A 14,914-nucleotide genomic window follows, 5' to 3' on the forward strand; every position below is an offset into this window, starting at 1 on the left:
GGACCGACCTTGACGACCTTCGGAAAACCTATCGTCGGCGCCGTTCTGGCTGTCCTTCTGTCCTGCGGCGCCTCGAACCTCGCTTTGGCGCAGGCAAGGCCGGAATTGGGCCAGGTCCGCATCCCCTACGAAACCTTCACCCTGCCCAACGGCCTGACGACTCTGGTCTATACCGACCACACCGTTCCCACGATCTTCGTCGGCGTCTGGTACAAGGTCGGGTCCAAGGACGAGCCTGGCGGCAAGACGGGCTTCGCCCATCTGTTCGAACACCTGATGTTCCAGCCGACGGTCAATCGGCCGACGGAATACTTCCCCCCGCTGGAGGCCGTCGGCGCTACCGGCATCAACGGCAGCACCACCGCCGACTACACCAACTACTTCCAGACGGTGCCTGCCAACGCCCTCGACCGGGCGCTCTGGATGGAAGCCGATCGCATGGGCCACCTGACGGACGGCATGACCCAGGCCCTGCTCGACGAACAGCGGGCCGTGGTCAAGAACGAGAAGCGCCAGAATGAACTCGGCCCCGGCCGTTCGGCGGAAGCCCAGTTCCTGAAGGGCTATTATCCGGCCGGCCATCCCTATGGCCACACGACCATCGGCTCCATGGAGGACATCGACGCCGCGACCCTGGAGGACGTCAAGGCCTGGTTCGACGCCCACTACGGCGCATCGAACGCGGTGCTCGTCCTGTCCGGCGACATCGATGTCCAGACGGCGCGTGAGAAGACGGCCTTCTATTTCGGCGGCGTCCGCCAGGGCGAGCCGATCAGCCGCCCCGACCGCTGGACGCCCTCGTTTGCGGACATCCGACGCGACATCGTCTACGAGAACCTGCCGGCCGCCGTAATCTCCCGCACCTGGCCGTTGAACAACGGATCGCCACGCGACAACACGATGCTTCAACTCGCCGCCAAGGCGATGGCGCGGGGTAGAGGCACGCCGCTCCATGACGCGCTGGTCGAGAATCTCAAGATCGCCGACGGCGTGTCGGCCGGCGTCAGCGAGAGCCAGCTGACCAGCGCCTTCAATCTCTCGGTCGCCCTGAAGCCGGGCGTGACGCCCGAGGCCGCCAATGCGGCCATCGATCGCGAACTGGCGAAGTTTTTCCAGACCGGCCCTGACAAGGACCGCCTGGAAGAGATCGTCACGGCGAGCGACATCTCGCTGTTGCAGACGATGGAAAGCAGCGCCGCGATCGGCGCCTGGCTGGCCAGCGGCGCTGTCACCCACGACGACCCGGTCTATTTCCTGAAGCAGCGGGAATGGATCGGCGACGTCGACGCCAAGGCCGTGACGCAGTTGATCCAGGCCGCCCTGTCGCGCCCCTATTATGAACTCGTCCAGCTTCCCACGCCCGTTCCGGCCGCGGCGCCGACGGGCCTGGCGGACCCGACCCGCATGCCCGATCCCAGCCCCGCGGACGCGGCGATCGCCTTCCCCAGCGTCTCGGAAGCGGTTCTCGCCAACGGCTTGAAGATCGTCGTCGCCCATCGTCCCAATCTGCCCATCGTCAGCGCCAGCCTGCAGTTCTCGACCGGCTCTCTGGCGGAGGACGCCTATGGCAGAGGCACGGCGAGCCGCGCCTTCGCCATGCTGACCAGCGGCACGCGCCGCTACGACGCCGAACAGCTCAAGCGCCAGGCGACGAGGGCCGGCGTCAACATCGCCGCCGCCGCCCAGGCGCGTGAAAGCGCTGTGATGTGGACCATGCTGAGCAGCCGCCTCGACGACGGTTTCAGCTTCGCCTCGGAGGTGGTGCGCCATCCCACCTATCCCCAGGCGGAGATCGACAAGGCGCTGGAGCGGGTCGGGCCGCAGTTCGACGCCTATGAACGCAATCCCCTGCAGTCGGCCGGCCCCGTCTATGGGCGGGCGATCTGGGGCGAGGACCATCCTCTGGGGCGGATCGGCGCGCGCGATGACGCCAACGCCATATCGCGCGACGCGATCCAGGCCTTCCACGACCGCGAGATCGGGCCGAACAACGCGACCCTCTATCTGGTCGGCGACATCACGATCGACCAGGCCAAGGCCCTGGCCCAGGCCCACTTCGGCGACTGGCGCCGCGTCACGCCGACGCCTGTGAAAGAGCGAGGGGCGGCGACCGCGACGCCGGGCCGCATCATTCTGGTGGACGCCCCCGGCGCGGCCCAGACCAGTCTGACGGTCGGCGAGCTCACGACCGCGTTCGACGCGGACCAGGCGGCCGCCGGCGATCTTGCGGATGGAATCCTGGGCGCAGCCTTCAACAGCCGCCTGAACATGAATCTGCGAGAAGAGAAGGGCTGGACCTATGGCTTCACCGGCGGCGTCGCGGACACGCCGGTCGGCCCGCGCACCTTCACGGCGTCAGGCACGGTCGAGACTGACCGCACCGCCGACGCCATGAGGGAGGTCCGCAGAGAGATCGCCGACTATGTCGCCGACCGGCCCGCGACTCTCGAAGAGCTGGAGCGGGCCCGCACCGCGCGCATGCGGGCCCTGCCCTCGGCCTTCGCCGGCAACGCCGCCTTCCTCTCGGCGATCACAGGCGCCGCCGCCTATGGCCAGCCCTATGACCGCGCGGCCACGTCCGGCGCGCGGTTGGCGGCGGTGTCGCTGGATCAGGTTCAGGCCGTGTCGCGCACGACCTACGATCCGACGCGCCTGACCTGGGTGGTGGTGGGCGATCTCTCCAGGATCGAAGCCCTCGTCCGCGCGCTGAACTTCGGCCCTGTCGAGGTCTGGGACATCTACGGCCACAAGGTCCGCTAAGCGCGCGCCGGAAACAGAAAAGGGCGCCGCGGGCCATGCAGGATCCCGCGGCGCCCTCAAGCACCCTCGCAAACGGCCCAGATTGGGGACTAGTCCGTCGCGTAGGGCCGCTTCACATGGGCCAGAACGTCTCCCAGGAGATCGTCGGCCGAAAGGGCGTTGGCCTGGGCGTGGTAGTTCAGCACCAGGCGGTGGCGCAGCACCGGCATGACCACAGCCGCCACATCATTGGTCGAGACCGCGAAACGGTCGTCCAGCAGGGCCTGGACCTTGGCGGCCAGCATCAGGCTTTGCACGCCGCGCGGCGAGGCGCCCAGCGCCACACTGCGGTTGATGCTGTCCGGCGCATAGTCGCTGCCCGGCTGGGTCCCCATGACCAGACGAATGGCGTAGGCCTTGGCCGCCTCGGTCACCGGGACCTGCCGCACGACCGCGCGCATATGCTGCAGGGTCTCGGCGTTGGTGACGGCGTTCAGCACCACGTCGTGGCCGCTCGTCGTGCGGTCGATGATGGCGTGATAATCGGCCTCTGAAGGATAGCCGACCACCAGCTTGAACAGGAAACGGTCCAGCTGGGCCTCCGGCAGCGGATAGGTGCCTTCCTGGTCCACCGGGTTCTGGGTCGCCATGACGCAGAACGGTTCGGGCATCTTGATGGTGCGGCGGCCCACCGTCACCTGTCGTTCCTGCATCACCTCCAGAAGCGCGGACTGGGTCTTGGGCGTCGCGCGGTTGATCTCGTCGGCCAGGACCAGGTTCGAGACGATCGGCCCCTGCTGGAAGGTCAGTTCATGGCCGCCGCCCTCGGCTTCGGTCAGAACGGTGGTGCCGACGATGTCGGCGGGCATCATGTCGGGCGTGAACTGGATACGCGAGAACGGCAGGTCGATGGCCCGACTGATCGAGGAGACCAGCATGGTCTTGCCCAATCCCGGCACGCCTTCGAGCAGGACGTGGCCGCCGGCCATCAGCGCCGTCAGCACGCCGTCGACGACGTCGGCCTGCCCCACGATCATCCGCCCGACCTCGGCGCGGATCTTGATGAAGGTTTCCTTGAACGCGGCCGCGCTCTGGCGGGCCAGTTCTACGTCGTCAGTCGAAACCATTGAAAATCCGCACACTTAGATTCAGTCAGACAGGGTATGACACATAAGGCTTGCACCAGTCTGGCAGGCTTTCGAATGACGCGGCGTCAGCCTTCGTCCGCCAGACAATAGCCCAGCCCCCTCACCGCGCGGATACGCACCCGGTCGGTGCGCCGCGCCAGATTGGTGCGCAGCCTTGAAATCTGCGACTCGAGCGAGTTGGCGTTGACGACCTTGTCGTAGCCGTAGACCCGCGCCTCCAGCGTCTCGCGCTGGATCACCGCGCCGGGTCGGGCCATGAGCGCCTCGAGCACCAGGGCCTCCGTTCGGCGCAACGTCAGCGGAGCCTCGTCGATGAAGAAGACGCCGCTCTCGAGATCATACAGCAGCGGTCCGAACTGACGGGTCTCGCGCCGACCCTCGAGAGAGCGGCGCAGGGCGATGCGGATTCGCGCCAGAAGCTCGCGGGGCTCGAACGGCTTGGCGATATAGTCGTCGGCGCCGGACTCCAGGCCTTCGACCCGATGGTCCGGCGTCGCCATGGCCGTGAGGATGATGTAGCGCTGACGCCGGTTGCGATGGGCGGAATAGGCGATCAGCGAGACGCCGTCGCCATCCGGCAGTCCCCGATCCAGCAAGACCAGATCGAATTCATTGGCGTCCACGGCGCTGCGCGCAATGGCCAGGGACGGCGCGACATCGACGACGAACCCCTGGCGTTCCAGATAGATGACGAGGGTCTCGGCGACATCCGCATCGTCTTCGACCAACAACAGACGCATCAGAAACACCTCGCTGGATCGAAGGCGTCGACCCCGTCGGCAATGCCGCACGCTTCTCCTTTAGCGAACCTGACGGCCTGGGCGCCAGCGTCGGGGCGCGTCGCGTCGTGACGCGCCCCGACTCCTTCAGAACGAATACTGAAGTTCGAGGGAGAAGGTTCGACCCGCCGCATTGTAGCGCGCCGTATCGTATGGACGGCCCTGAACCACGACGAACGGCGGAGCTTCGTCCAGAATATTCCGGCCGGCGAAGTTCAGACGAATGTCGTTGTTGATCCGCCAGGCCGCCGTCAGATCCATGATCAGCATGTCATCGACCGGGATCAGACGGTTTTCATACATGTTGACGCCGGCCGACCGGAAGATCTCGTAGTCGTTGGTGTATTCAGGCGTGTAATAGGCCCAGAGAGACGCGTTGAAGTCGTGATAGTACCAGCCGAGCGACCCGACCACCTTGTAGTCGTCCGGTCCCTGCAGAAGGCCCAAGGCGGACAGCGGCTCGCGATCGGGGAAGGCCTGGCGTTCGGCCTTGATGTTGTCGAGCACATTGATCTTGGGTTCGAACGTCCCCCAGTTCGTGTTCCACAGATAACTCAGTTCGTAGTTGATCGACTCATACTCCGACCCGACGATGTTGAAGGTCATCTGGCGCGCCTCGATGATCTTTCCGTTCGCGTCGCGCGGATAGAATTGCGTCAGGCGAAGGATTTCATCCCGGCGCAGGAAGGTCTGGAGATCGTTCTGGTTCGCATATTCGCTGTCGATCTTGGTCGAATTGTACGCAACGTCGAACGTCAATCCGTCCAGCATCCCCTTCGGCCGCCACGTCAGGCCATAGGACACCTGGGTGGACTTCTGAGGTTCAAGGTCGGGGTTCGGCGCAACGACCCTCGGCACCACATAGGTCCCAGGCCGCGAACAGTCCGTCGTGCACTTGTACAGCGGATCGTCGGAGATGGTCGTCGTCGTGCGCTGCGTGCCGAGCGGATTGAACAGTTGGGTATAGGGCGGCGCCTGGAAACCTTCCGTCCAGCGCGCGCGCAGGGCCAGGCCCTCGAAAGGCTCCCAACGCAGGCCGACGGCCGGCGTGGTGTTGGCGAAGGTGTTGGAATCGTAGAGCAGTTCGCCGCCCATCGAATACGGCACGTTGTTCACCGTCCCGATCGGCCCTTCTGTCGTATAGCTGTCACGACGGGCGGCGAGGCTGAGCAGAAGCGACCGCGCACCAGTGTAGTTGAAGTTCTCGCCGAAGATCGGAACCCTCAACTCAGCGAAATAGGCATGTCGATCTCGGGTGACAGGATTGATGGTGCGAATCCGCACTTCCTTACTATCGGTGTCGTCAACCGTCATCTCGGCGCCGACCGCATAGAACAGCTTGCCGGCCGGCAGCGTCCACAGGACGCCGTTCATACGCGCTTCCCAGTTCTGGGTGCCAGACGCGCGCGCTTCCGTCACGGGGATATAGTAGAAGTCAGCGACGTTGGACCCGCCGCCGTCGGCGGTGGACTTCCATGGATTGAAGGCGAGAGTCGGATCGCTGCTGGTCAAGGCCAGGCACTGGCGATCAAACACACCTTGAAGATAGTCACGGTCGGCGCCGGTGACGCGATTTTCCGCCAGATCGCGATTGTAGCACTTCACCCCGCTCGGCGAGGTCGCATCCGCTTTGAAATCCACGATCGAACCCAGGTTCGGGCTCTGACCGGAGGTGTCGGCCTCGGACCGCGAATAGAGGAGCTCGATCTTGGTGTCCGCGTTGAACTGGTAGCTCAGGCCAGCATTGATGTTCCACTGGGTCGCGGTGTTCGAAATCCGTCCAGCCGGCAGTTGTCCAGCCTCGACCTCCGCCTGAGGATTGTAGGCGACGATCGGCCCCGGCGTGAACCTGTCGAAAGGATTGGCGGGGAATGGATTATAGGCCTGACCCGGCGCCAACTGAACCTCAAGCCCCTCCGCATAGAGGATGTCCTGCTCGCTCTTGGAGCGCGTGTATAGCGCATCCCCGAAGAACGTCAGCTTGTCCGTGATCTTCTGCTCGAAGTTCAGCGTAGCGCTGGTGCTTTCCGACTCCGGTCCGGCGAACTCGGGCACGTAGTCGGGCAGGGCTTCCGCGCCGACAGTGATGAAGTCGTTCAAGCCGGGCCGGCCGACGAAGCCAGGTCGCACGGTCAGGCCTTGCGAAACGTACCCGCTTTCGAACGTCACCGGATCGAAGCGATAGAAGCTCCGATCGATCACGCCGGGCTGCAGCCCCCGACTGAAGGACCGCGTATCGAAGGCGGTATCTCCGCCATAATAGCTGGAGTAGTTTTCGGTGACGTATCCGCTCTTGTGGTTGTTGACCGGTTTGCGGCGACTGAAGTCCAGCGTTCCCGAGATGTTTCCCGATCCCCAGGAATAGCCGGAGAACAGGCTGATGCGGCTGTTGTCGGCGTCATTGCTCGACACCTCGTGCTGGACCGTCAGCGTCGATCCGACGAAGTCCTTGCGCAGGATGAAGTTGATGACGCCGCCGATGGCGTCAGCGCCGTAGACAGCCGAGGCCCCGCCGAACGAGATTTCCACGCGCTCGACGGCGCTGAGCGGAATGCCGTTCAGATTGGCGAACCCGTCCTCGATGCCGGCAGCGCCCGCGACCCGTCGACCATTGATCAGGATCAGGGTGTTGCCCGCACCCATGCCGCCCAGGTTCGCCGCCGACACGCCGAGCGAGCCGATCTGCGAGACACCGACCTGCCCCCGATTGGAGAGGGGGCCACGCGCCCGTTCGTTGGTGACGGCGCCGATGGTGGCGACGTTCTGCGGCAGTGTGCGGATCAACTGCTCGACGCTGGTCACGCCGCGCGCCTGAATCTCCTCCTTGGAGATGACGATGACGCGCGAGGTCGGATCCCCGCTCCCCAGTCGGCTGCCCGTCACCTCGACCGAGTCCACGACGGCGGCCTCGCCGGCGGTGTCGATGGCCGCCTGCTCGGCGCGCGCGCGTTCCTCATCCGTCTTTTGCGGCGCCGCCGATTGCGCCCAGGCGCCGCCAGCCGATGCACAGAGCATCAAAGCCAACATCGAAGTGCTCATCGTCCTTGTCATAAGTCTCTCCCCCTGCCGGCTATGCCGGCGCAATTTCCACCTCCGTTGCACGGTGAAAGGAATGACGCGGTGTTCAGTGACCGGCAGAAATTCCGCAGCACGTTGCAACACCGTCATGGTTACGTCGCCAAGCTTGCACCAAACTGGCAGCACCAACGGCGTTCTGCTGAATTCGCCGATTTCAACACCCGCAAGCAATAATATTGCCCGGAGTGACGACGGAGACACAGCCCGTGCATGATCGAGCACAGGATCGGCCCATACCAACAATCCCTTCCTTCCGACAGGGCAATGGGAACACCACGGGCGGGCGGATTTCCTACGCCCGTTCCGACGGAGGCGCTGTGTCCGTTGGAGGCCGGACGGGTCTTCAGCGGGGACGACCGCCTCTCAAGTCATCCGGGACGCCCCCCGCGGACGGGAGACCGATCTAGAGGGGCAGGTGCGCGCAATATCGGGCAATATAGTCGTCCTGAGAGGGAAGCCTGGACGACGCTTCGCGCACCATCCTGCGCAGCCGCTCCAGGCTCGACATCAGTTGGGTCGCGCTCACTGCGTCGACGAGCGGGTGATGGCGTCGAGGCAGGATGTCCTGCCCCAGATAGACCGCGACCCAGCTCGGATGCAGGAACAGACCTTCTCGATAGTCTTGAACGACTCCGCGCGCGCGGAATAGCTCGATCTTCTCCGAGAGCGTATCCGGCAGCGGCATGGTGCGGACATAGTCCCAGAAGGGCGTGTCGTTCCGGGCGGTCGCGCAATAGTGCAGGATGATGAAATCGCGGATCCGGACGTATTCGAGATCCATCTGGCGATTGAACTCCGCCTCCGTCGCCGGGTCGATCACGGCGGTTGGCCAGAGTTCGATCAGCTTGGTGATGGCGATCTGGATCAGATAGATGCTGGTCGATTCCAGCGGTTCGATAAAGCCCGAGGATAGTCCCACGGAGACGCAGTTGGCCGCCCAGTTCCGCGTCCTCTGACCCGCCGTGAACTTCAGGACGTTCGGCGCCTTGAGCGGCTTGCCCTCAAGGCGTCCGACCAGCCGATCCAGCGCCGCAGCATCGTCGATGAAGGCGCTCGAATAGACGTAGCCGTTGCCGACCCGGTGCTGCAGCGGAATGCGGAACTGCCAGCCCGCTTCCAGCGCCGTGGCGCGGGTATAGGGGACGGTCGGCTGATCACTCTCGCACGGCAGGGCCACCGCCCGATCGCACGGCAGCCAGTGCGACCAGTCAGTAAAACCGGCCTTCAATGTCTGTTCGATCAGCAGCGCCCGGAATCCGGAACAGTCGACGAACAGGTCGCCCTCGATCTGACGCCCATCATCCAGCGTCACCTTGGTGATCGCCCCGCTCTCGCCGTCCTGCGCCACATTCTGGATGCGCCCCTCGATCCGGCGCACGCCCTCCGTCTCGGCCATGCCCCGCAGGAAACGGGCGTACAGGGTGGCGTCGAACTGATAGGCGTAGCGGTACGTCGACAACAGCGAGCGGGGATCATCGGACGGCGGGGCGAACCGACCTTCCCGCGCCGCCACGACCGGCAGCGAATAGTCGTCGATCGGTCCGACGTCCCCCAGCTCGCGTCCCCGCAGCCAGTAGTGATGAAAAGGCGCCTCCCCGCCCGGCGCGCCGTAGTCGCCGAAGGGGTGAATGTAGCTGCCCCCTATCTGGCCCCAATTCTCGAATTGGATGCCCAGTTTGAACGTCGCCCTCGTGGCCTTCATGAACGCCGCTTCGTCGATGCCGAGTCGTTCGTTAAAGGCGCGGATGTGCGGCAAGGTGGACTCCCCGACGCCGACCGTCCCGATCGCCTCGGACTCCACCAGGGTGATCTGGACGCCCGAAGGCGCCACAAGCCGCGCGAGCGCCGCCGCCGTCATCCAACCGGCTGTTCCGCCGCCAACGATCACGACCCGTCGTACGGCTGTTGCGGATGGGATTGCAGTCGTCATCGCCCGCTCGTTTCAGGCGCAAACGCGCCGCATCTTGAGGTCCGGCACGATGGCCCGACCGGAAGGCCGCGACAACACCCCCGTTGTGACAGCGCTGTCAAGTGATAGACTCGCCGCTCTAATGCGGAGCGGATCGAGCCGCTCGCCTCGGAGGAAACCATGACACCCAAAACGCGTCTGTTGGCGGCGGCCGCCGCGCTTGCCTGCTTGCCCCCCGCGACTGCGACGGCTCAAAACCTCAACGTCATTCGATTGAATCAGGCGGGCTTCGAAACCCACGGCCCCAAGACGGCGACCGTGCCGAATCCTTCGCGCCAGCCGCTTGACTGGCGTGTGCTGGACGAAGCCGGCCGACAGGTCGCCGAAGGCCGGACCAGTGTCTTCGGAGAGGACGCCGCATCCGGCGAGCACGTCCACACCGTCCTCTTTTCCGACATCCGCACGCCCGGATCCGCCTACCGACTTGTCGTAGGCGATCACGAAAGCCGGCCGTTCGCGATCTCCGATCATCCGTACCGGTCGCTGCAATACGACGCCCTCTCCTATTTCTATCAGAACCGCGCCGGCGTCCCGATCGACGTCAAGCATGTCGCCCGCCCCGATCTCGCTCGGCCGGCCGGACATGAGACGGAGACCGCCACCTGCTTTTCCGGAACAGACCAGTTGGGCACGGCGTGGCCCGGGTGCGACTACAGCCTCGACGTCAAAGGCGGTTGGTACGACGCCGGGGATCACGGAAAATATGTGGTGAACGGCGGCATAGCCGTGTGGATGCTGCTGAACGCCTATGAAAGAGCGCAGGTCAAGGGCGGCCAGGGCGCGGTCGCCTTCGCGGACGGAAGGGCGAATATTCCGGAAGCAGGCAACGGCGTCGACGATCTGCTCGACGAGGCGCGTTACGAGATAGAGTTCCTGCTGAGGATGCAGATACCGGAAGGAACCAGGGCGATGGTCCCTGTCGGCCCGCAACGGCGCGATCATCCGCTCCAGCTGACCGAGATCGACGCCGGGGGCATGGCCCATCACAAGGTCCACGACGCGTCCTGGACGGCGCTGCCGACCGCGCCGGCCGACGACCGGGAACGCCGCCTCCTCTATCCGCCCAGCACGGCCGCCACCCTCAATCTCGCGGCGGTCAGCGCGCAGTGTGCCCGGATCTGGCGCTCGATCGATCTTGAGTTCGCTCGACGCTGCGCGACCGCGTCGCAGCGCGCCTATCGGGCCGCGCTGCGCAACAGGTCGATCTTCGCGCAGGATCGCTTCCTGGGCGGCGGCGGCTATGGCGACGAGGATGTATCGGACGAGTTCTACTGGGCCACGGCGGAACTTTACGCCTCGACCGGCGCCGCCGCCTATCTCACCGCCCTGAAGACCTCGCCCTATTACCTGGGCGCTCCCCGGTCTGGCTCGACCGCCACGGGCGATCCCAGCTGGTCTTCCGTCGCCAGCCTGGGATCCATGACCCTGGCCCTGGTCCCCTCCCCCCTGCCCGAGGAGGACCGCGTCAGGGTTCGAGCCAATCTGGCGGCGAGCGCGCGGGCCTATGTCGAGGAAGGCTGGCAGTCAGGCTATGGCGTGCCTTTCGGCGGGGCCGATTATCCCTGGGGTTCCAACGGCGCCATCCTGAGCCGCGCCGTCGTCCTGGGCCTCGCCTTCGACTTCACCGGCGACTGGAACTACCGCAACGGCGTCATCCAGGCGCTCGACTATGTCCTGGGCCGCAACCCCCTCGATCAATCCTATGTCAGCGGGTACGGAGCCCGGCCGCTGCAGAACCCGCATCACAGGTTCTGGGCGCATGCAGCCGATCCCGCCTATCCGGCGCCGCCTGCGGGCGCCCTGTCAGGCGGCCCCAATAACCAGTCCATGACGGACGAGGTCGCCAAGACCCTCATCGGACGTTGCCGGGCCCAGACCTGCTGGGTCGACGACATCCGCGCCTACGCCCTGAACGAAGTCGCAATCAACTGGAACGCGCCTCTGGTCTGGACCGCAGCCTTCCTCGACGACCACTGAGCAAAAAAAGGCGCGCCGTCCGGAGACGGCGCGCCAGGTTCGCTCAGGAAGCGATCGGGGAGAGGCTTTAGAAAGTCCCGCGGACGACGAAGGAGAAGCGACGGTCATTGCGGAACCACGACCGCGGCGCCTCCTGCAGACTGTTGTCCAGCACCTGAAGGGTCTTGGTCGTTTCGTTCGTCAGGTTCACGGCCTGGACGCCGACCTTGATCCGATCGTTGATCGAATAGAACAGCGAGCCGTCCAGCTGGCCGGTCGCATCGGACATGATCGGCGAGAAGGGAACGATCTCGTCGCGCGTCGTCAGCAGGAACTCCGAGCGCCAGCTGTAGGCCAGGCGCGCCGAGATCTTGGCGTTCTCGTAGATGGCCGTGAAGTTGGCGTTGTGCTGCGACAAGCCTTCCAGAGAGAGTTGGCTGGTGTCGATCGCCGTCTCGCTGCCGCCGGGATTGGCTTTACCCGCGTCAAGGTTCTCCTGCGGGACCCCCGAGCTGTCGATATAGGTGTAGTTGGCCTGTATGCCGAAGCCCGACAGCCAGCCAGGCAGGAAGTCGTAGAACTGCTGGTAGGCCAGTTCCAGACCCTGGACGGTCCCTTCGTCCGAGCTGTTCATCGGTCCCCGGACATAGACGTCGAAGGTCTGACCGTTGTTGGTCACCGAGCGCTCGTAGAAGCCGTTGGTGATCACGTCTTCCAGGGTCTTGTGGAACAGCGACAGGGTCAGGGATCCGGTCGGCGCGAAATACCATTCGCCCGACAGGTCGAACTGGCGCGACTTGATCGGGTCAAGGAAGGTATTGCCCGCCTGCGCTTCAAAGCCGAGGAAATCATTGTCCACGACGCGCGGCAGGATCGGCACCTGATCGCGGGTCAAGCCCAGGTCGGACCGGCGGATCGCTTCCGAATAGCCGAAGCGCATCAGGAACTCCGGCGTCAGGCCGAACTTGACGTTCAGGCTGGGAAGCCAGTTGCCGTAGCTGTGTTCCGCCGTCTCGGGGATCGAGGCGCCGGTGGCGAAGGCCAGGGCGGCGGCCTGCTGTTCCGGCGTCAGCTTGCAGAAGGCCGGCAGTTCGCCGCCGCCGACCGGCGCAGCGCAGGTCCCGCTGAAGACCTGGTTCGCCGTGGGGAAACTCAGCGCGCCTTCCGCCGAAATCTTGGTCTCCACATAGCGGACACCCAGGTTGCCGGTGATCGCGATGCTCTGCCCCCACACCGGCTCGGCGCCGTTGTTGAACTTGACCATCAGATAGGCGGCGGCGGTTTGCTCGTTGGTCGAGTTGATCTCGCCGGGCGTGAACGGCGTGCCGGGCACGACATTGGATCGGGCCGCCAGAGGAACCCAGCCGTTGCCGCCCCAGATGGCGTTCATCGACTGGACGAACGCAGTGGTCTCGGCATAGGAGCGGGCCGGGTTGCCCGCATAGCCGAAGGCGGTCACGGGAACGCCCATGCCGGCGAAGCTGTAGGGCGAAGCATGGTCGAGGCCGCCGGTGAAGCGCGGCGTCGCGACATCGCCCTGATCGAGCCAGACCGGACCGGTCGCGCCGTTCCAGATCTCCGACGTCACCCCCCAATTGTAGGCGGAGTTGCGGGTGGTCTGGTCGCGTTCGGCGAACCGGCCGCCGACCTTGACCGATTCAAGCCAGCCCGCGTCCAGATCATATTCGGCATCGGCCTTGAAGGCGTATTCGTCCCCTTCGCTTTGCTCGATGTGATCCATGGCGTTGCGCCAGAAATAGTTGGCCGGATCCGCCAGGTAAGGATCGATCGGGCTGCCATCGGGCGCCAGCAGGCTGAGCGACGGAAGGTCGCCCGTCAGATCGAGAACATCGACGGCGAAGAAGGAGTTCGTCAGCTGGAAATCGACCGCGTCCACGGTCGAGTCGACATACTGGGCGTCGAAGTTGAGGCGCAGGCGGTCCGTCGGCGTCCACTTGAAGTTGAAGCCGTAGTCGCTCGTCACATAATCCTGGACCACGCCCCGTTTCACGAACAGGTGCTGAATCCCGTTCAGCGGCACGGAGGGATCGGCCGAACGCCAGTCGGCGATCGAAGTGATCGCGCCGCCGGTGAATATCCCATCCTCGTTGTAGGTCCAGTTGGTTCCGGCGAAGGGCCGGCGGTTGCCGGAATCGTCAACGACGGACTCGATGGCGCTCTCGAGCCAGGCCTGCTGTGAATCCGAGCGCAGATACTGGAGCGTGGCGATCATCTTGCGATCATTGGAGCGCCATTGGCCGGCTGCGGCGATGCCGTCGCGACGGCGGTCGAACTCCTGGGTGCGGAACGCCAGGCCCGACGGCGTCCAGCGGTCCTCGCCGTCCACGGTCGACAGACGATAGTTGAGGGATTGCAGGCCCTCGGCGCGGGAATCGAGTTCCGAATGAACCCCGCTCAGCAGCAGGCCGAACTCGCCCATCGGCGTTTCCCAGCGATCGCTGGCGAGCAGCGAAACGGTCGGCGCCAGATTGTTGCGCATGTCGCCCCAGCTGACCTCGGTGGTGAAGGCCACCATGCTGCCGGGCGCGTCAAAGGGCTTTCTTGTGTTGAGATTGACGGTGCCGCCGATGCCGCCCTCAATCATCTCGGCGGACGTGTTCTTGAAGACCTCGACGCTGCCCAGAAGCTCGGAGGGCACGTCGGCGAACGAAAGGTCCCGGCCGTTGTTGGCCGAGAAGGTGTCGCGTCCGTTCAGTTCCGATCGCACGAAGTTGAGGCCGCGGATCACCACGCCCGATCCTTCGACCGAGAAGTGGTCCGGGTCGTTCGCCCCCGCGAAACGGTTGATCGAAACCCCGGGCACCCGTTGCAGAGCTTCGGTCACCGAGCGGTCCGGAAGGGCGCCGATGTCATCGGCCGTCACGGCGTCGACGAAGACGTCCGAGCTTTCCTTGATGCGCTGCGCGCTGCGCAAGCTGGCGCGTATCCCCGTGACGACGACCTCTTCGATTTCCTGGGCCGTTCCGTCGGACACCGTGACGTCCTGGTCCGCGCTGGCGTCAGCGGCGGGAGCGGCGGTTTGGGCCACGGCCGGCCCGGCCAGCAGCAGCGCGCCGAAAGCGAGCGCCGAGGCGCCATGCATCAGCCGACGAGAATGCAGGACGACAGGCGTCGCCGTGGTGGTCTGGATCATTGAACTCCCCCTAAGAGACATGTTTTTTTGGACGCGCTGACAGCGCTGTCAATGAAAGCGACTAGCATGAGCCCTCTGTATCGTCAATGTA

The 14,914-nt window shown here is 64.9% G+C and carries 7 protein-coding genes; 2 read left to right on the forward strand and 5 right to left on the reverse strand.

Going from position 1 to position 14,914, the window contains the following annotated elements:
- Window positions 1-9 precede the first annotated feature (9 nt).
- Complete coding sequence (locus ACP7CK_RS06120) at window positions 10-2,760, forward strand: M16 family metallopeptidase (RefSeq protein ID WP_426025444.1); 2,751 nt, start codon at window positions 10-12, stop codon at window positions 2,758-2,760.
- Window positions 2,761-2,849: 89 nt separating this feature from the next.
- Here the strand turns inward: ACP7CK_RS06120 and ACP7CK_RS06125 are convergent, their stop codons facing one another.
- The 4 genes from ACP7CK_RS06125 to ACP7CK_RS06140 form a co-directional block, all read right to left on the reverse strand.
- Window positions 2,850-3,866 (reverse strand): AAA family ATPase, encoded by a 1,017-nt coding sequence (locus ACP7CK_RS06125; RefSeq protein WP_035306791.1) that lies wholly within the window; start codon window positions 3,864-3,866, stop codon window positions 2,850-2,852.
- A gap of 86 nt (window positions 3,867-3,952) precedes the next feature.
- Window positions 3,953-4,627, reverse strand: a complete 675-nt coding sequence (locus tag ACP7CK_RS06130; RefSeq protein ID WP_426025445.1) for a response regulator transcription factor — start codon at window positions 4,625-4,627, stop codon at window positions 3,953-3,955.
- A 126-nt stretch (window positions 4,628-4,753) separates the two neighbouring features.
- Window positions 4,754-7,984: a TonB-dependent receptor domain-containing protein gene (locus tag ACP7CK_RS06135; RefSeq protein WP_426025446.1), complete on the reverse strand. Its 3,231-nt coding sequence runs from the start codon at window positions 7,982-7,984 to the stop codon at window positions 4,754-4,756.
- 163 nt (window positions 7,985-8,147) lie between these two features.
- The gene (locus ACP7CK_RS06140; RefSeq protein ID WP_426025447.1) at window positions 8,148-9,674 is read right to left on the reverse strand and encodes a tryptophan halogenase family protein; all 1,527 of its coding nucleotides are present in this window, start codon (window positions 9,672-9,674) and stop codon (window positions 8,148-8,150) included.
- Between the two features lie 159 nt (window positions 9,675-9,833).
- Between ACP7CK_RS06140 and ACP7CK_RS06145 the strand changes: the two genes are divergently transcribed.
- A complete protein-coding gene (locus ACP7CK_RS06145) occupies window positions 9,834-11,690 on the forward strand; it encodes a glycoside hydrolase family 9 protein (RefSeq protein ID WP_426025448.1) in 1,857 nt (618 codons plus the stop codon).
- Window positions 11,691-11,757: 67 nt separating this feature from the next.
- On the opposite strand, the gene ACP7CK_RS06150 is transcribed toward ACP7CK_RS06145, so the two are convergent.
- Complete coding sequence (locus ACP7CK_RS06150; protein ID WP_426025449.1) at window positions 11,758-14,823, reverse strand: TonB-dependent receptor; 3,066 nt, start codon at window positions 14,821-14,823, stop codon at window positions 11,758-11,760.
- Between the last annotated feature and the right edge of the window lie 91 nt (window positions 14,824-14,914).

The organism is Brevundimonas sp. TSRC1-1, from assembly GCF_049898245.1.
Classification (GTDB): domain Bacteria; phylum Pseudomonadota; class Alphaproteobacteria; order Caulobacterales; family Caulobacteraceae; genus Brevundimonas; species Brevundimonas mediterranea_A.

Bases quoted from the DNA above. Each gene is read 5' to 3' on its own strand.
- ACP7CK_RS06140 (WP_426025447.1), bottom strand. From the start codon at position 9,674: ATGACGACTGCAATCCCATCCGCAACAGCCGTACGACGGGTCGTGATC.
- ACP7CK_RS06150 (WP_426025449.1), bottom strand. From the start codon at position 14,823: ATGATCCAGACCACCACGGCGACGCCTGTCGTCCTGCATTCTCGTCGG.
- ACP7CK_RS06125 (WP_035306791.1), bottom strand. From the start codon at position 3,866: ATGGTTTCGACTGACGACGTAGAACTGGCCCGCCAGAGCGCGGCCGCG.
- ACP7CK_RS06145 (WP_426025448.1), top strand. From the start codon at position 9,834: ATGACACCCAAAACGCGTCTGTTGGCGGCGGCCGCCGCGCTTGCCTGC.
- ACP7CK_RS06130 (WP_426025445.1), bottom strand. From the start codon at position 4,627: ATGCGTCTGTTGTTGGTCGAAGACGATGCGGATGTCGCCGAGACCCTC.